The organism is Desulfosalsimonas sp. (assembly GCF_055149105.1).
In genome coordinates this window covers 35,926-53,329 of sequence record NZ_JBSRLA010000012.1, presented here as the reverse complement: position 1 = coordinate 53,329, position 17,404 = coordinate 35,926, and the positions used below count along the sequence as shown (strand labels likewise).

The following is a 17,404-nucleotide window of genomic DNA, read 5'->3' as shown; positions in this document are numbered from 1 at the left end:
AGCCCCCGGCCGGTGGTTTAAAAAATAAAACCCCGCAAACGCCTGGCGCAGCGGGGCCTGGGACCGGAAACAGCCCTGGACAGTTACAGAAGACGGCTATTTTTCCGCTTTTAACTCTTCGAGTTGCTTTTTAAGCTCTTCATTTTCCTTGCGGTATTTTTCCGCTTCGCTTTCGCTCTGGCCAGAGCCGCCGGGCTCCACGCCCGTGTCTTTCTGCCAGGTATCTTTCAACTCGTCAAAGCCCAGATACAAAGCCAGGCAACCGCCGAGGAGCAGCATCACCGGAATGGCACCCGCCAGAAGCTGCAGAAATGCATCAAACCAGATTGCCAGACCGATTACGCCGATTACAGCTGCGACTGCACCGCCAATTAAAGTTTTCATAACGCCACGTCCTCCTTTGTTTAATATTTATGATCGGATCACAATATTGATTGTTTCGATCAGGTGGGACCCACCTCCCGTGCTTTTGATAATAACAAATTTTCATCTAACACAGGCGGATTTGTAAAGCAAGCAAAAACCCTGGGGGCGGATGCCACATCCCTGGGCCGCCCGGAGCACTGATATCCGCACCAAAGGCACGGACAGTTTGCCGCTTGAAAAGCCTTGGCCAACTTGGTATGGTTCCATAAAAACTCTTTACCAAAAAGGCGGCAGCCATGGCTTATAATCGACACCCGCTGCAGGGAAAAACAGCAGCTGACAAAACCCCGCAAGATGACATGAATCCCGCGGACAGCGACATAGCCCCGTTTTTCTGCTATCTGCCGGCCTGCAGAGGATTGCTGGCGCGGCTGATCAGCATCCTTTTGTTTAACCGCCCGAAAATCGATGCCCAGCTCCAGCAGACGGTCCGGGAACTCAGCCATTCAGGCATTGTCGTGTATGTTAGCAAGTACCGCAGCAAATTTGAGTACTTTTTTTACCACTGCAGGTACCGCAAGGAAGGTCTGCCCTATCCTGTTCTTGGTTTTGATTATTCCACCTACTTCTGGCAGCCTTTGAAACGGGTCTTTGACGGCTTTGTTTTTAACGTCAGCCATTTGTTGAAGTATTTTTCCTGGCCGGATCCTTACCAGCAGCACTTTTACCGCAACCGTCTTTTGGCCGGGGATGCGGCAATGGTTTCGCTGATCGAGGAAAAGCAGAGTTACCGCCAGCTTGCCAAATCCGGCACCGACCCCATGGACTACCTCATCGAGATCCAAAAAACCATAGATACGCCAATTTACCTGGTTCCCCAGCTCATTCTCTATGACCGGGACCCGCAGACCACCTGGCTGACGCTCACGGATGTTATTTTCGGCACCCGGGAAAAACCCGGTCGGCTGCGCAGGCTCTGGATGATGCTCAAGCGGCCCGGCAAGATCTGGATTGAGGGGGCTGAAATTGTCAATCTCAAAGATTTTCTCCAGACCCGGGAAGCCACCAGTCTCAATCAGAAAAGCCAGGCCATTTATTTGCGCCGGTTTCTCATCGACCGAATCAACCGGCACCGGCAGTCCATTACCGGACCGGTTCTCAAGACCCGCACGGAAATTATGCAGGGGGTGCTGACCCATCCGGAAACCCAGCGCATCATTTCCGAATATGCGGCCGAACACAAGGTCCCCATTTACAAGGCCCAGAAGGAAGCGGCGGATTTTCTCGATGAAATTGCCGCCAACTACAACCTCAAGATTATCAAGATCTTTGATATCTGCCTGCGCTGGATTTTCCGGGCCATGTTCGACGGCATGGTGGTGGACCAGCAAGGCCTGGACCGGATCCGGCAGGCCTCCAAGACCGGGCCCCTGGTGCTGGTGCCCTGCCACAAAAGCCATCTGGATTATCTGATCCTTTCTTTTGTGTTTTTTCACAACAACCTGCCCTGCCCGCATATTGCCGCAGGCAAGAACCTTTCGTTCTGGCCCATCGGGCCGTTGTTTCGGGGCGGCGGGGCATTTTTTCTCAGGCGGACATTTAAAGGCGAGCCCCTGTATCCAAAGATCTTTTCGGCTTATATCAACAAGCTGCTCACAGAAGGCTTTCACATGGAGTTTTTCATCGAGGGCGGCCGAAGCCGCACCGGCAAACTGCTGCCGCCCAAGATCGGCTTTCTGTCCCTGCTTGTGGATGCCTACATGAAAAACAACTGGGATGACATGCTCTTTGTGCCCATCTTTATCGGATATGACCGGGTCCTGGAGGAAAAGGCCTATATCCACGAAATGGAAGGGGGCAAAAAAAGCCCGGAGAACCTGATCAATATCGTAAAGGCCAGAAAATTTCTCAAAAAGAAATACGGCAAGATTTATATCAACTTCCATGAGCCCTTTTCCTTAAAACAGCATTTCTCCCAAAGCAGCACCCCGTTTTTCAAGCTGGACCGTGAAACCCGGGGACAGAAGCTGCACTCATTCGGGGAAAAAATCATCAGCGCCATTAACAGCCAGGCCGTGATCACCCCCCATGCGGTGGTGGCCGCCACCCTGCTCAACTGCTCCCAGAAGCGCATTTATTATCGCCAGCTGCTGGAACATGCCGAAACCTACATGAAGTATCTGACCACGCGAGGGGTCAGGCTTACCGACACCCTTTACATTGACAACCAGGGGGCCTTTGACACGGTGTTAGACACTTTTATCTCAAACAAATACATTGAGCGATCCGCATCCACCAACCCGGCCGGCACACCGCCGAATCCCATTTTCAAGATCCATGAAAACAAGCGGCCCAACCTGGAATATTACAAGAACAACGGGGTGATCTTTTTTGCGCCCGCAGCCTTTACCGCTCTTTCCATTCTGGCCCTTGACGCGTTCCAGTTTACCGCAGAGGACCTGTATCCCCATTACGGGTTTTTAAAGGATTTTTTCGCCCTGGAATTTATTTTTGACCCTGAAGAGGACGTGGAAGCCTCGGTGCGCAAAAACATCAAGGCGTTTATCGACGATGCCGTACTCACCCCGCATCCGGCCCTGCCGGAGACCTATAACGTGACATCTGCGGGATTTCGCAAGCTCAATCTGTTTGCGGGATTTCTCACCGCCTATTTTGAGTCCTACTGGGTGGTGCTCAATTTCTACATGCGCTATACCCGCGGGCCGATTCTTGAACGCAGAAATTACACCAAAAAAATTCAGGCCCTGGGCAGCCGCATGTACAGGAGAAACGAAATTCTGCGAAAGGAAGCCCTGTTTAAAATCAATTACAAAAATGCAGTGGCGTTTTTTACCAGCCAGGGCTTAAACAATCCGGAAAATCCGGAAGACCAGGAAGTGCTGGACTTTTATACGCAAAAAATCCAGTTCTACCGGCGCTGCCTTCCCAATTAGGATCTGTGGTTTTTCAAATGGCGGATAACGCTTTTAATGCACTGATCCTTGCCGCAGGGCTGGGCACGCGCCTGCGCCCCCACAGCCGGAAGGTGCCCAAACCCCTGTTTGCCGTGGCCGGCCGGCCGGTTATTGACATCATCATCTCCCGGCTGATCGATGCCGGGGTGGGCACCATTGCGGTCAATGTTTTTCATCTTCCTGACCAGATTACCGGATATATCGCATCCCGCAATTACCCGGTGCCGGTGATCTGCCGCCGGGAGCCGCACCTGCTGGGCACTGGCGGTGCCATCGGCAATTTCTCAGACGTGCTGGGAAACCGGCCTTTTGTGATGATCAACAGCGACATCTTAACCGATATTGCCATTGCAGACGTGGTCTGCCAGCACAATGCCAGAGGCCCGGCAGCCACCCTGGTGATGCACGATCATCCGGAATACAACAAGGTGGCCGTGGATTTGGATGGCGGCATCGCCGCCTTTACCCCCCCGGCCGGCCGGAATCAAAGCCTTATGGCATTTACCGGCCTGCAGGTGATCGATCCGGTGATTTATGAATATATTGCCCCCAAACAGGCGGTCAGCAGCATTGACCTGTTTTCCGCCATGATCGCAGACGGCCGGAGAATCGAAGCATACCAAGTCTCGGGCCATTACTGGATGGACCTGGGCACGCCCCATTGCTTCCGGCAGGCGGTAATCGACACCATGGCCCCGGAAATATTCCAACGCCTAACAGGACAAAAGCCCCGTGCAGATGATCTTTACTGCCGGGCCCTGGCCGGGGACGGCTCGGACCGGCAGTGGCTTCGGATTGGGTTTAACAACCAAAGCCTGATCGTGGCCGACCACGGCATCAACACGGACCAGTCGGTCACGGAATTTGATGCCTTTGTGGCCATTGGCCGCCATCTTTTTGACAAGGGTGTTTGCGTGCCCGAAATCCATGCCCATGAACGGTTTTCCGGGCTGGTGTTTGTGGCTGACCTGGGAGACACCCTGCTGCAGCAAGCCGTTGAAAACGCGCCCGGCCCGGACCTTGTTGAAAGATATTACAAAAGCGTCATTGACCGGCTAATGAATATGCACAGTCTGGGCTGTGAAGGTTTTGACCCGGCATGGGCGTATCAGGGCGCGGCCTATGACCGACAGATGATCCTGGAAAAAGAAGGGCGCTACTTTGTGACGGCGTTTTTGCAAAATTACCTGGAAATGACAGAAATTGAAACAAAGGCCCTTGAATCCGAGTTCTGTGCCATGGCAGATGTGATTTCCGAATCCTGTTGTTTCGGGTTCATGCACCGGGATTTTCAGTCCAGAAACATCATGGTCACCCCAAAAGGTTTTTTTTTCATTGATTTTCAGGCCGGCCGCATGGGGCCTCTGGAATATGACCTGGCATCGCTTTTAACAGATCCCTATGTGGCCCTTGCCCCGGAGTTCCAGAACCGGCTTGGGGGTTATGCAATGCACCAATTGGGAATCAGGGCCGGCACAAGAAAAAAAACTTTTCAAAAAGGATACCGCTGCTGCGCCATATCGAGAAACCTCCAGGCCCTGGGCGCCTATGGCCGGCTGGTCCGGGAAAAGGGCAAAACCGGTTTTGCCCGCTACATGCCCGCGGCCCTGGCCAACCTGGAAAGGCTCACCGCCGAAGCCGCAGACCCGCCCCTGCCTGTTCTGGCAAAAACCGTTACCCATGCCGGCCGGCTTCTGAACAGGCGGCGGCACGAAAAATGAGTTTCCCTGGAAATCCTAAAACTGATATAATCGCCAACCAACAAAGAAATAACTTCTCGATTTTACTTAACACTTGATGGCGCTGTAAAAAGTCTGATTTCAGATGGTGCCGTAAAAAGTTCAAGATCAAGACTTGCGCAATTTCGAAGAATGCAGCGTACTTATCCGTACGTGAAATTCTGAGAAATTGCGCGTAACGCAGATATTGGACTTTTTACGGCGCCATCAACACTTAATCACTTAAAACTTAACACTGCCTGTAAAAAAGACTTTTTACAGGCTCACCAATTTTTGAAAGGAAATTTTGTATGCAGCCCATTTCCCTGATGATAAACGGCCTGCCCGGAAACGTGGCCGCCATGCTTGCGGACAAGGCCGCCAAAGACAGCCGGTTTCAGCTCATTGACGCCTCTTTGACCGGTGCTGAGATCACGGCAACCACACACACGGTAAACGGCCGAAACATCGCCCTGATCCCGCCCAAAGACCGGCAGGACGCCGTTGCCGAAATCAAACAAGCCCACAAGGACTTGATTGCCATTGATTTCACCCATCCCTCTGCGGTCAATGACAATGCCCGGTTTTACTGTGAAAACCAGCTCCCCTTTGTCATGGGCACCACCGGCGGCGACCGGCAGGAGCTGGCGGCCACGGTTGAAAACTCGGATACCTGCGCGGTGATCGCCCCGAACATGGCCAAGCAAATCGTGGGCTTCCAGGCCATGATGGCCTATGCGGCCGAAAACTTTCCCAACCTGTTTGCCGGATATGAACTGACCATCGAGGAAAGCCACCAGCAGACCAAGGCCGACACCTCGGGCACGGCCAAGGCCATGGTGGATTATTTCAACAAGCTGGGCACAGCTTTTTCCCAAAACGATATCATCCGGATCCGCGATCCCAAAGAGCAGAAAGACCGGCTGGGCGTGGCCGAACAATACTTGTCCGGCCACGGCTGGCACACCTACACCCTGGTTTCGCCGGACAAGACCGTGACCTTCCGGTTTACCCACAATGTCAACGGCCGGGACATATATGCCCAGGGAACCTTTGACGCGGTTTTGTTTCTGGCCGGAAAAATCGACCAGGGACAAAAGGGCCGGGTCTTTTCCATGATTGACGTGCTAAAGCAGGGTTAAGGGCGGCAAATGGGAAACAAGGCGCTGACGTTCCGGTTTCTTGCGACAGCTGTTGCGGCACTTTTATGGATACTGGCCGCGTCGCCGTGCCCGGCGCAAACCTTTCCGGAACCCGGGTGGCAGGACCGCCCCGACCCCGTGGCATCGCAAAAGGCCCGACAGGGCGGGGAAATCTGCATGTTCGGGGGCCAGTACCCCAAAAGCATGAACTATTACACAGACAACAATGTCTTGTCCTCTCAATTGTTTTCCCTGATGTATGACAGTCTGCTGTCCCTGCACCCCACGAACCTGGAATATGAACCCGGGCTTGCGCAAAAATGGGAAATATCGGCAGACAAAAAAACCTTTACATTTCACATGGACCCGGATGCGCGCTGGAGCGACGGACGGCCCGTGACCGCAGGCGATGTGGCCTGGACCTATGCGGCGATCATGGACCCGGCCCATATGACCGGATCTCACAAGGTCAGCCTGGAGCGGTTCAAGCCCCCTGAGATCATCGATGAGCGCACCATCCGGTTTACCGCAGAATCGGTCCACTGGAAAAATCTGCTGGCCCTGGGCGGGCTCAACATTCTTCCCGAACACGCTTTTTCAGGAAAGGATTTTAACAAGATCAACTTTTCCTTTCCCGTGGTCTCAGGTCCGTACAGGCCCGGACAAATCCGGGAAGGCACGTCTCTGGAAATGGAGAAAAGAGACAACTGGTGGCAGGCCGGTTTTGCCCGAAACCAGGGGAAATACAATTTCAACACCTTGAAATTCCGGTTTTACGCAGAGCGGCAAAACGCCTTTGAAGCCTTTAAAAATGGCAGGATTGACCTGTTTCCGGTCTACACCTCCAGGATCTGGATCCAGGAAACAACAGGGGATTCTTTTTTGCGCAACCACATCCTGAAGCAAAAGATCCACAACCACAAGCCGGTGGGCTTCCAGGGATTTGCCATGAACATGCGCAAGCCGCCCTTTGACGATGTTCGCGTACGAAAGGCCATGGCCCTTTTGCTGGATCGGAAAAAAATGAACCAGACCCTGATGTACAGCCAGTATTTTCTGCACCGCTCCTATTACGAGGATCTTTACTCCGATGCCAACCCGTGCCCGAACCCGCTGATCAAAGTCGATCAAAAGCAGGCCCGCCGGCTGCTTGACCAGGCCGGCTGGCAGGTCAACCCCGAGACCGGATGGCGGGAAAAACAGGGCCGGAAACTGACCATCCGGTTTTTATCCCGGGATGCGGCATCTGAAAAATTTCTGTCCATTTACGCCGAGGACTTAAAGGATGCGGGCATTGATCTGGTGATTGACAAAAAGGACTGGGCCGCCTGGGCCCGGGACATGGATGAATTTAATTTTCAGATGACATGGGCGGCCTGGGGCGCATCCATGTTTAAGGACCCCGAGGGGATGTGGGCATCAGAGGAGGCCGACAGGCAGGGAAGCGCCAATATCTCCGGATTTTCAGATCCAGAGGTGGACCGGCTCATCAAGACCCAGAAAACCGAATTTGACATTGAAAAACGGCACCGAATCTGCCGGCAGATCGATCAAATCGTATTTGCCGCCCACCCTTATGTCCTGCTGTGGAACATCGACTACACCCGGCTTTTGTACTGGAACAAGTTCGGCACCCCGGCCACGGTGCTGTCGAAATACGGCAATGAGATGAGCGCGCTGACCTACTGGTGGCACGACCCGGATGCCGACGCCCTGCTCAAAGAAGCGGTAAAGCGGGATTTGTCCCTGCCGCCAAAAGCGCCGGCAATCTATTTTGACGAAGTGTTTTCAGAAGATTCTTCGCCAACCAGTTCATAGACCTTTTTTAAGGCCTGTTCCAGGTTTTCGGGCCTGGAGCCGCCCGCCTGTGCCATGTCCGGCCGGCCGCCGCCGCCGCCGCCCACTTCTGCGGCCACATGCTTGATGATGTTTCCGGCATGGAAGCGGTCTGTTAAATCCTTGGTCACCACGGCGATCAAAAGCGCCTTTTGCCCCTGGACCGCGCCGAGCACCACCACGCCGGATCCGATCTTTTCCCGGAACTGGTCAGCGATGCTGCGCAGGGCCCCGGGGTTGTCTGCCTGAACGCTTTTGGCCACCACCTTGACACCGTTGACCGAACTGACCTCATCGCCCATCTGGTCAGCAGACGCGGATGCCAGCTTCAGCTTGAGCTGCTCCACCTGTTTTTCCAGGTTTTTCTGCCCGGCAAGCAAGTCCTCCACCCGGCCGGCCACGGCCTCGGGCCGGTCCTTTAACAGGCGGGCGGCCTCATTTAAGCACCGGTTGATCTCCTGGATGTGGGCAAATGCCGCCCGCCCGGTCAGGGCCTCGATGCGGCGCACACCTGAGGCTACGCTGGCCTCGGAGACGATTTTAAAAACGCCGATATCCCCGGTTCGCCCGGTATGGGTGCCCCCGCACAGCTCCTGACTGAAATTCTCAAGGGAAATCACCCGGACCCGGTCGCCGTATTTTTCCTCAAAAAGGGCCATGGCCCCGGTTTTAAAAGCCTCTTCCGCATCCATCTCCTCCACGGACACGGCCAGGTTTTCCCGGATGCGTTCATTGACGCGAATCTCGATTTCCTCAATGGTTTCGGCATCGATCCGGGAAAAATGGGTAAAATCAAAGCGCAGCCGGTCCGGGCCCACAAGCGAGCCGGCCTGGCGCACATGCTCTCCGACCACCTGGCGCAAACACTTGTGCAGGATATGGGTGGCCGTGTGATTGCGGGCCGTGTCCCGCCGGTTTTCCGGGTCCACGGCCAGGGTGGCGGTGTCGTTTTTGCGCACCTTGCCCGAAACCACCCGGCCCCGGTGGATGATCAGGCCCGTGGGGTCCTTGAAGGTATCTTCCACCCGGATTTCAAAGCCGGGCCCGGATATTGTGCCCGTATCTGCCACCTGACCGCCGGATGTGGCGTAAAAAGGCGTTTTTTCCGCCACCACCTCAATGGGGGAATCAGCCTGGGCTTCATCCACGGCTGCACCGTCGACCACCAGCAGCATGAGGGTCGACTCGCAGGTCAGCCGGTCATAGCCCACAAATTCCGGCCGCTGGTCCGTAGAGGCGGAAAAATTGCGGTAGGCCTCACTGATGGACGAAAATGCGGTCACGCTGCGTGACTGTTCCCGGCGCTGTGCCATGGCCTTGTCAAAACCGTCCATGTCCAGATCCAGGCCCTTGTCGCGCACCACGTCCCGGACAATGTCCACGGGAAAGCCAAAGGTGTCATAGAGCTTGAAAATCACCTCTCCCGGCACCACGGTGGAGCTTTCCCGCTGCATCTGCTCCATGGTTTCCGCCAGCAGTTTCAGGCCGTGATCCAGGGTTTCGAGAAACCGCACTTCCTCGTTTTTCACCACATTGGTGATAAACACCCGGTCTTCAAACAGCTCCGGATAGGCCTCCTTCATGATCTCAAAAACCGGCTCCACGGTCTTGTGCAAAAACGACTCGGTCAGACCGATATTTCTGCCGTAGCGGATGGCCCGGCGCATGATGCGCCGCAGCACGTATCCCCTGCCCTCGTTTGAGGGCAGCACCCCGTCTCCGATCAAAAACGCCGCAGCCCGGCTGTGATCGGCAATGACTTTGACCGCCACATCGGTTGTGTCATCAACTCCCATCTGACGGCCGGACAGAGATTCGATGACATCGATGATGGGGGTAAACAGGTCTGTGTCAAAATTGGTGGGCACGTCCTGGATAATGGAGGCAATGCGCTCCAGACCCATTCCCGTGTCAATGCTCGGCCTGGGAAGCGGGGTCATCTGCCCGTCTTCTGAGCGGTTGTACTGCATAAACACCAGATTCCAGATTTCCAGGTACCGGTCGCACTCGCATCCGGGCATGCAGTCTGGCGAGCCGCAGCCGGCGGCCGCGCCCCGGTCGATGAGAATCTCCGAGCAGGGACCGCAGGGGCCGGTTTCGCCCATGGACCAGAAATTGTCTTTCTCGCCCAGGCGGACAATGCGCTCCGGGTCCACGCCGATATGATCGCGCCAGATCTCAAAGGCCTCCTCGTCATCGAGATAAACCGTGACCCACAAATCCTTTGGGGCAAGACCCAGACCATCGACCAGAAGCTCCCAGGCATAGCCGATGGCCTCTTTTTTGAAATAATCGCCAAAGGAAAAATTGCCCAGCATTTCAAAAAAGGTGTGGTGCCGGGCCGTGTAGCCCACGTTTTCCAGGTCGTTGTGCTTGCCCCCGGCCCGCAGGCACTTCTGGGAAGTGGCCGCGCGGTTGTAGGCGCGCTTTTCCTCGCCGAGAAACACCCGCTTGAACTGCACCATGCCGGCATTGGTAAACAGCAGGGTGGGATCATCCCGGGGCACCAGCGAGGAACTGCGGACGATCTGGTGATTTTTTTGTGCAAAATAGTCGAAAAACTTCTTTCGGATCTCATTTCCCGTCATGAGCTTCCCCTATTTTTCCGCTGCTTCGGGTTCGCCGCCGGCGGGCTCCTGGCCGGCTTCGGCTGTGGCCTCCTGCTTTTTGCCCGGGGTCAGGCCCAGGGCCGTCTTGACCCGGTCGCGCAGGTTGGCGTGCAGGTCCGGATTTTCGTGGAAAAACTTCTTGATGTTCTCCCGGCCCTGGCCCAGACGCTGGCCGTCATGGGAATACCAGGAACCGCTTTTTTCAATGACCCCTGCCTTGACCCCCATATCCAGCAGATCGCCTGCGGCAGAGATGCCTTCGCCGTACATGACATCAAACTCAGCTTCCTTAAACGGCGGGGCCAATTTGTTTTTGACCACCTTGGCCTTGGTGCGGTTGCCCATCACCTCCTGGCCCTCCTTGATGGACCCGGTCCGGCGCACCTCGATGCGCACCGAAGAATAAAATTTCAGGGCGTTGCCGCCGGTGGTGGTCTCGGGATTGCCGAAAACCACCCCGATTTTCATCCGAATCTGGTTGATAAAGATCAGGGAGGTGTTGGTTTTGGAAATGGTGCCGGTGAGCTTGCGCAAAGCCTGGGACATGAGCCGGGCCTGAAGGCCCATGTGGGAATCGCCCATCTCCCCCTCGATTTCCGCCCGGGGCACCAAAGCGGCCACCGAATCGATGACCAGGATGTCCACGGCCCCGCTTCGCACCAGCATATCAGCGATTTCAAGGGCCTGCTCCCCGGTATCCGGCTGGGAAACCAGCAGTTCATCAGTATTGACTCCGAGCTTTTTGGCATAAGCAGTGTCCAGGGCGTGCTCGGCATCCACAAACGCGGCAATGCCGCCCTGCTGCTGGGCCTCGGCCACGGCATGCAGGGCAAGAGTGGTTTTGCCCGAGGCTTCGGGCCCGTAGATCTCGGTGACCCTTCCCCTGGGAATGCCCCCGATACCCAGGGCCAGGTCCAGGGCAATGGAACCGGTGGGGATTGCCGGAATATCAATGATGGTGTTGCTGCCCAGCTTCATGATCGATCCCTTGCCGAACTGGCGCTCGATCTGACCAATGGCTGTCTGCACCGCCTTTTCCTTGTCCATGGACTTGCTCATATCCGCCTCCTGAAGGATGTGTCATGCCCCTTGCCTGAAAACCAGGATCCCCGGCGCTTGTGCCGGTGACAATCATTTTTTGCAAGGCTGCAAAATGGATTTCGTGTGTTTGGCCAAAAATATATTAAACCATGGGGTTTGCGTCCAGCCCGTGGCCGGAAATCACCCTGTAAACCGGGCCTTTCGGGGTCAGGGTGCTTTCAAACAATTGCACGGATTGTATTTCAAAAGGGCCTGTGCAAAAATCGCCGAATTGTTCAATGGCATCTGCAACACCGGCCGGATCGGGCTTTGCCTTAAACCGGCCCAGGGTCAAGTGCCCGGTAAATTCCCGGTTCTCCCTTTCAAATTCCAGCTCCGCCATTTTCTCTTCCACGGCCTGCTGCAAGGATGCCAGATATTGGGTCTGTCCCCCGATTCCGGTCCACATGACCCTGGGCCGGCGAATACCGGGAAACACCCCAAGACCCCGGGCGTCTATACACATTTTGGAAAAACCGGAAACCGCATCTGCTATGGCGGCAGAAACCGCTTTTACGGCCGAAGCCGGCACAGGGCCCAAAAATTTCAGGGTCAGGTGAATATTTTCCGGGGCCGTGTATTTCATTTTCAGGCCGGATTTCCGGAGCCGCGCCTGCAGATCGGCCAGGGCCGCTGTCACTTCACCGGGCAGGCTCACTGCGATAAAAGCCCGCACAAAATCGCCCGTTTGGGATTGTGTCCGGTCCTGTTGGGTGTCTTTGTCACTCATGGGCATCCAGGGCCTCTTACCCGAAGCCGGCCGGCAACACGGCCAGGGCTGCGGCCAGAATCACCCGGCAGATCAGGCCTGCGGCCACGTCATCAATGACCACCCCCAGGCCGCCGTCAAACCGCCGTTCCAGCCACCCCACGGGAAAGGGCTTTATGATGTCAAAAATCCGAAACAGCACAAAACCGGAAACCGCCAGGGGCCAGGACAGGGGAAGCCCCACAAAAACAACGGCCATGCCCGCAATCTCATCAATTACAATGGCTCCGGGGTCTTTTTGCCCCATCACGGCCTCGGCCCGTCCCGCAGACCAGACAGCCGCTGCAATCACGGCCAATGTCAGCACCACGGCATAGCCGGTGTGCATCTGCGCCATGACCCAGTACAGCAAAAGGCCCGGAAGCGAGCCAAAGGTGCCCGGGGCAAAGGCAATTTTGCCGATATAGCCGCCCGTGGCCACAGCCACGGACAATTTGGAGATAAAATTCATTTGTTTCTATAATCTGCAGCCGTATGTGTCAAGGCATTGTTCATTAATGCTTTTGGTCCGCGTCATGGGCAAAACAGGCCAGAGCCGATTCATAAACCGCGCGCAAAGCAACATTGCAGGCCTCTGCCGCACGGCGGCAGGATTCATACTCAGGCGCCATGCGCCAGCCGCCTTCCGGGGTTTTGACCTGCTTGGCCGCAATATCGCCATAAGGGGTTGTGACCACAACAGTCCTGCGCTCCAGGACCCGGCGCCGGACCGGGTAATATCGCACCCCGATGGCGCTGGTCTCGCTTAAAATCCGTGACATCAGGTCCTGTTGGCGTTCGCTGTCACACAGCACCTGCAGCAGCACCCCGGGCCTGCCCTTTTTCATGTAAACCGGTATCATATAAACATCCCGGGCACCGTCTGCAAACAACCGGTCTGACACATAAGCGTAAATCTCGGGATTCATATCGTCAATGCAGGTTTCCACCATGACCATGGCATCCGCCCCGGCATCCGGGCTGCTGCCGGTGATGATGCGCAAAACATTGGCGCGCGCCTCCAAATCCCGGGAGCCTGCGCCGTAGCCGGTATTTTCCACCACCATGTCGCAAACCGGGCCGAAACCCCGGGCCAGGGTGGTAATAATGGCCGCTCCCGTTGGGGTGACCAGCTCAAAGGGAATTTGGGAGCCGTATACCGGCACCCCTTTTAACAGGGCCACGGTTGCCGGCGCCGGCACGGGCAGGGTACCGTGGCTGCAGGTGACCGTACCCGAGCCCAGGGGCAGGGGCGAGGCGAACACCTTTTCAATACCCAGGTAATCAATGCCCATGGCCGTTCCCACCATGTCCACAATGGCATCCACGCCGCCCACTTCATGAAAATGAACATGGGCCTTTTCGCATTCATGGATTTTGGCCTCGGCTTCAGCCATCCGGTCAAACATGGCCAGACTCATCTGCCTGACCGGCTCGGACAGGCGGCTTTGGGCGATCATCTGCGAGATGGCCTGGTAATCGCGCTCTGGTCCGTTTTCCGCCTCAACGCTGACAGACGTGGCCGAAATGCCGCAACGTTTCACACGCCGGTCCGTGAGCCGGAAATCATCCAACCCCAGCTGGTCTTTGATATTCTGCGCCAGCCAGTCCACGGGTACGCCCAGTTCCGCCAGGGCCCCAAGGGTCATGTCCCCGCTGATGCCTGAAAAACAATCAAAATAGGCAATCATGGACGATAATCCCCGTGAGCGTGCAGGCCAATGATCTCGGTGAGCAGTTCAACGGTGCGGGCCATGTCATCAACGGCAATGTTTTCCCTCACCGTGTGGATTTCGCGCATGCCCGTGCCGATCACCCCGGTGACAATGCCTTTTCCGAAAAAAATATTGGCATCCGCCCCGCCGCCGGTGCGCCGGCAGACCAGTTCCCTGCCCAGGCGCGCCGCGGCGGTCTTGGCCATGCGCACCACTGCATGTTCTTCCGGAATATGGGTCCTTGGAAATTCGTTTGTCAGGTCAACCGTGACCCGGGGAACGTTTTGTCCGTCCTGCTCCCGGGGCCAGGTGCGGGCCTGGGCGTCAAAGGCATCCAGAATTTTGCGGGTCACTGCGTCCAGCTTTGCCGGATCATGGCTTCTGACCTCGCCTTTGATCCGGGCGGTCTCGGGAACAATATTGGTGGCCCCTTCGCACTGAAACACCCCGATGTTGGCGGTGGTCTCCTCGTCAATGCGGCCGAGTTCCAGAGAAGCAATGGCCCGGCTGGCAAGCACGATGGCATTGATCCCCTTTTCAGGTTCAGCCCCGGCATGGGCGGCTTTTCCGTGAACCACCAGTTCAAAATGATTGGCTGTGGGCGCCCGGGTGATAATGGTTTCAGTGTCCGCAGTGTCCAGGGCATAGCCGTATTTGGCCGAAATCAGGCTAAAGTCCAGGCTCTTGGCCCCCTGCAGTCCGATTTCCTCGCATATGGTAAACACCAGTTCCAGGGGACCGTGATCCGTGTTGTTTTCATGCAGGGATAAAACGGTTTCAATGATGATGGCGAGCGCACTTTTATCATCTGCGCCCAGCACGGTTGTGCCGTCGCTGTAAAACACCCCGTCAACAAACCGGGGCTTGACCCCCCGGCCCGGCTCCACCGTGTCCATGTGGGCATTTAGCATCAGCGGGGGCACATCCCGGGTGCCGGCAATCCGCAAAATAAGGTTGCCGGTATCGCTTCCGGTGTGACGGCCCGCATCATCGATAAAGACCTCCGGGTTTAAGGGTTCGAGCATTTTTCGGATTTCACGCGAGACCCGTCCCTCTTCCCGGGAGACGGAATCGATGGATACAAGGGTTTTAAAGGTTTCTGCCAGCCGTTTTTTGTTGACCATTGCACAATCACCCCAAAGATGTTATTGACAAAAAATACACAATCACTATTGTTTTACAGATCCATGCGGAAGTGCGCAGCTCACTGGTGGGGCTCCCGGACTTCAAATCCGGTGTGGGGCGTTAAAACCGTCCCGGGTGGGTTCGATTCCCATGCACTTCCGCCATTTTAATTGTTTTCAGCAAGTTAACTTTCCAAGCCCATCTAATTTTTCCTGTTTTCTTCTTTCAGACCTATATCAGGGTTTGCCAAACTTGGCAAGCATACCCGCGCCCCCCCGGCTCCGGCCCATCCAAAGCGCAACAATTGAAAACATTACCGGTGCGCTTTTGGATGTCTATTCATGGGAAACCCGTATTGCCCGGATAAGCGGTATCCGCAGTGGTTGAAACAGGGAGGCAAAGTGCGGCCGCTGAAGCGGAATTATTGGACAAAAGACTTTCCGGTATAATGGAATCCATCGGTCATGATTATGAAGCCATGTTTTTGGCCGATCCCAAAGGTGTCATTTATTCAGACGGCAACAAAGGCGCATATCGGGATGTCTCCATTGCTGACAGGCCTTATTTCCAAAAAGCAAAGAGCGGAAAAACCCTTGTGGGCAATCCCATAAAATCAAAGGTCACGGGCGATGTCGTGGTGCCGGTGGCCAGCCCGGTCCAGAACCCGGATGGCAAATTTGCGGGTATTCTGGCATTAATTGTTAAAATTGATTTTATCGCTGAAAAAATCACTTCTGTCAAAATCGGCGAAACCGGGTATCCTTTTTTGGTGAATCAAAAAGGGCTGATTCTCGCTCATCCGGATGAAACCCTTATCCTGGAGACAAACATAACCCAACTGCCTGGCATGGAAGAAATTGCCCGGGAGGCAACAAACGGTCAAACAGGGGTGAAAAACTACATTTACAAAGGGGATAAAAAAATCGGGGGTTTTGCACCCGTGGACCTTACCGGATGGAGCGTTATAACAACCCAGACAGCTGATGATTTCATGGGAACAGCCAATTCCATCCGCAATTTCATGACAATCATGACCATTGTTTTCCTGGGCGCCACAATGCTGATTGTCATCTTTTTCGCCAACGGCATCAGCCGTCGGGTGATGAATATCGTGGACAATTTAAACAGGAGTTCCGAGCAGGTCGCTTCAGCCTCCGGCCAGGTCGCCTCCACCAGCCAGTCCCTGGCGGAAGGATCCAGTGAACAGGCCTCAAGCCTTGAAGAAACATCTTCCTCCCTTGAGGAGATGGCGGCACAGACCCGCCAAAACTCCCAGAATGCGGATCAGGCAGACAATGCTGTCAAGGAGACTTCCAAGGTTGTTGACAAAGGGGTCTCATCCATGGAGCGAATGAATGCAGCCATCAATGAAATCAAGGAGTCTTCCAACGAAACCTCAAAAATTATAAAAACCATTGATGATATTGCTTTCCAGACAAATCTTCTGGCACTTAACGCCGCAGTGGAAGCTGCGCGTGCAGGCGAAGCCGGCAAGGGTTTTGCCGTTGTTGCCGAAGAGGTCAGAAACCTTGCCCAGCGAAGCGCCGAGGCCGCCCAGAACACATCCCAGCTTATTGAAAAATCCCAGGAAAACGCCAACAATGGCGTCAACGTTGCCGAAGAGGTCGCCACGCAGCTCAATTCGATCAAGGAAAGCTCGGCCAAGGTGAATACCTTGATATCAGAAATCGCCGCCGCCTCAAAGGAGCAGACCCAGGGAATCGAACAAGTCAATGTCGCGGTTTCTGAAATGGATAAGGTTGTTCAGCAAAATGCCGCGGATTCAGAGGAATCTGCCAGTGCAGCCGAGGAACTTTCCTCTCAGGCTACAGAAATGGAAAAAATGGTTGCCGAACTGGAAGCGGTTGTGGCAGGCAGCGCTGCCGGGGCAAGCAACCGGTCAGAATATTCACGGCAATCCACGGCCAGGTTTCGCCCCAAACAACAGTCATCGCATCAGCCGGAAAAAAGGGAGCAGAAACAAACCACCAAAAAGCTTACCGGAAGACACCGGTCAAATGACGCAGATCAGGTAATCCCGTTGGACGATAATGATTTCAAAGAATTCTGATACATGAAAAAACAATAAA

The 17,404-nt window shown here is 55.1% G+C and carries 11 protein-coding genes, 1 tRNA gene and 2 pseudogenes; 7 read left to right on the top strand and 7 right to left on the bottom strand.

The window, feature by feature from the left end:
* Positions 1-96 precede the first annotated feature (96 nt).
* Positions 97-384: a hypothetical protein gene (locus ACTCIA_RS04610; RefSeq protein ID WP_181551433.1), complete on the bottom strand. Its 288-nt coding sequence runs from the start codon at positions 382-384 to the stop codon at positions 97-99.
* Between the two features lie 278 nt (positions 385-662).
* On the opposite strand from ACTCIA_RS04610, the gene ACTCIA_RS04605 reads away from it, so the two are divergent.
* The 4 genes from ACTCIA_RS04605 to ACTCIA_RS04590 all read left to right on the top strand — a co-directional run bounded on the left by ACTCIA_RS04605 (position 663) and on the right by ACTCIA_RS04590 (position 8,019).
* Positions 663-3,320 carry a 1-acyl-sn-glycerol-3-phosphate acyltransferase gene (locus ACTCIA_RS04605; protein ID WP_463000627.1) on the top strand — a complete coding sequence of 886 codons (2,658 nt, stop codon included), beginning with the start codon at positions 663-665 and terminating at the stop codon, positions 3,318-3,320.
* A 17-nt stretch (positions 3,321-3,337) separates the two neighbouring features.
* Entirely contained in the window at positions 3,338-5,062 is a 1,725-nt protein-coding gene (locus tag ACTCIA_RS04600; protein ID WP_463000626.1) for a sugar phosphate nucleotidyltransferase, read from the top strand.
* Between the two features lie 308 nt (positions 5,063-5,370).
* Positions 5,371-6,201 carry a dihydrodipicolinate reductase gene (dapB, locus tag ACTCIA_RS04595; protein WP_463000625.1) on the top strand — a complete coding sequence of 277 codons (831 nt, stop codon included), beginning with the start codon at positions 5,371-5,373 and terminating at the stop codon, positions 6,199-6,201.
* A gap of 9 nt (positions 6,202-6,210) precedes the next feature.
* Positions 6,211-8,019 (top strand): extracellular solute-binding protein, encoded by a 1,809-nt coding sequence (locus ACTCIA_RS04590; RefSeq protein WP_463000624.1) that lies wholly within the window; start codon positions 6,211-6,213, stop codon positions 8,017-8,019.
* Here the strand turns inward: ACTCIA_RS04590 and alaS are convergent.
* The 6 genes from alaS to ACTCIA_RS04560 all read right to left on the bottom strand — a co-directional run bounded on the left by alaS (position 7,971) and on the right by ACTCIA_RS04560 (position 15,313).
* On the bottom strand, positions 7,971-10,625 hold the full coding sequence (gene alaS / locus ACTCIA_RS04585; protein WP_463000623.1) for an alanine--tRNA ligase: 2,655 nt from the start codon (positions 10,623-10,625) through the stop codon (positions 7,971-7,973). The two genes, ACTCIA_RS04590 and alaS, sit on opposite strands and share 49 nt — an antisense overlap.
* Before the next feature lie 9 nt (positions 10,626-10,634).
* Entirely contained in the window at positions 10,635-11,705 is a 1,071-nt protein-coding gene (gene recA / locus ACTCIA_RS04580) for a recombinase RecA (protein ID WP_463000622.1), read from the bottom strand.
* Between the two features lie 124 nt (positions 11,706-11,829).
* Positions 11,830-12,456: an RNA 2',3'-cyclic phosphodiesterase gene (gene thpR, locus ACTCIA_RS04575; protein WP_463000621.1), complete on the bottom strand. Its 627-nt coding sequence runs from the start codon at positions 12,454-12,456 to the stop codon at positions 11,830-11,832.
* 16 nt (positions 12,457-12,472) lie between these two features.
* The gene (locus tag ACTCIA_RS04570) at positions 12,473-12,946 is read right to left on the bottom strand and encodes a phosphatidylglycerophosphatase A family protein (RefSeq protein WP_463000620.1); all 474 of its coding nucleotides are present in this window, start codon (positions 12,944-12,946) and stop codon (positions 12,473-12,475) included.
* A gap of 43 nt (positions 12,947-12,989) precedes the next feature.
* A complete protein-coding gene (gene larC / locus ACTCIA_RS04565) occupies positions 12,990-14,165 on the bottom strand; it encodes a nickel pincer cofactor biosynthesis protein LarC (protein ID WP_463000619.1) in 1,176 nt (391 codons plus the stop codon).
* Positions 14,162-15,313 carry a M20/M25/M40 family metallo-hydrolase gene (locus tag ACTCIA_RS04560; protein WP_463000618.1) on the bottom strand — a complete coding sequence of 384 codons (1,152 nt, stop codon included), beginning with the start codon at positions 15,311-15,313 and terminating at the stop codon, positions 14,162-14,164. The genes larC and ACTCIA_RS04560 overlap by 4 nt, the downstream gene beginning before the upstream one ends.
* A 67-nt stretch (positions 15,314-15,380) precedes the next feature.
* Here ACTCIA_RS04560 and ACTCIA_RS04555 point away from each other — a divergent pair.
* The 3 genes and pseudogenes from ACTCIA_RS04555 to ACTCIA_RS04545 form a co-directional block, all read left to right on the top strand.
* Positions 15,381-15,478, top strand: a tRNA-Sec gene (locus ACTCIA_RS04555).
* Positions 15,479-15,693: 215 nt separating this feature from the next.
* Positions 15,694-16,272 (top strand): annotated as a pseudogene (locus ACTCIA_RS04550) (cache domain-containing protein); the annotation flags it as partial.
* Between the two features lie 33 nt (positions 16,273-16,305).
* Positions 16,306-17,143: pseudogene (locus tag ACTCIA_RS04545) on the top strand (methyl-accepting chemotaxis protein); the annotation flags it as partial.
* Positions 17,144-17,404: the final 261 nt, after the last annotated feature.

What these genes read in the sequence shown, in the direction of transcription:
- alaS (WP_463000623.1), bottom strand. Translation starts at nt 10,625, where the DNA reads ATGACGGGAAATGAGATCCGAAAGAAGTTTTTCGACTATTTTGCACAA.
- thpR (WP_463000621.1), bottom strand. Translation starts at nt 12,456, where the DNA reads ATGAGTGACAAAGACACCCAACAGGACCGGACACAATCCCAAACGGGC.
- ACTCIA_RS04605 (WP_463000627.1), top strand. Translation starts at nt 663, where the DNA reads ATGGCTTATAATCGACACCCGCTGCAGGGAAAAACAGCAGCTGACAAA.
- recA (WP_463000622.1), bottom strand. Translation starts at nt 11,705, where the DNA reads ATGAGCAAGTCCATGGACAAGGAAAAGGCGGTGCAGACAGCCATTGGT.
- ACTCIA_RS04610 (WP_181551433.1), bottom strand. Translation starts at nt 384, where the DNA reads ATGAAAACTTTAATTGGCGGTGCAGTCGCAGCTGTAATCGGCGTAATC.
- dapB (WP_463000625.1), top strand. Translation starts at nt 5,371, where the DNA reads ATGCAGCCCATTTCCCTGATGATAAACGGCCTGCCCGGAAACGTGGCC.
- ACTCIA_RS04560 (WP_463000618.1), bottom strand. Translation starts at nt 15,313, where the DNA reads ATGGTCAACAAAAAACGGCTGGCAGAAACCTTTAAAACCCTTGTATCC.
- ACTCIA_RS04590 (WP_463000624.1), top strand. Translation starts at nt 6,211, where the DNA reads ATGGGAAACAAGGCGCTGACGTTCCGGTTTCTTGCGACAGCTGTTGCG.
- ACTCIA_RS04570 (WP_463000620.1), bottom strand. Translation starts at nt 12,946, where the DNA reads ATGAATTTTATCTCCAAATTGTCCGTGGCTGTGGCCACGGGCGGCTAT.
- ACTCIA_RS04600 (WP_463000626.1), top strand. Translation starts at nt 3,338, where the DNA reads ATGGCGGATAACGCTTTTAATGCACTGATCCTTGCCGCAGGGCTGGGC.
- larC (WP_463000619.1), bottom strand. Translation starts at nt 14,165, where the DNA reads ATGATTGCCTATTTTGATTGTTTTTCAGGCATCAGCGGGGACATGACC.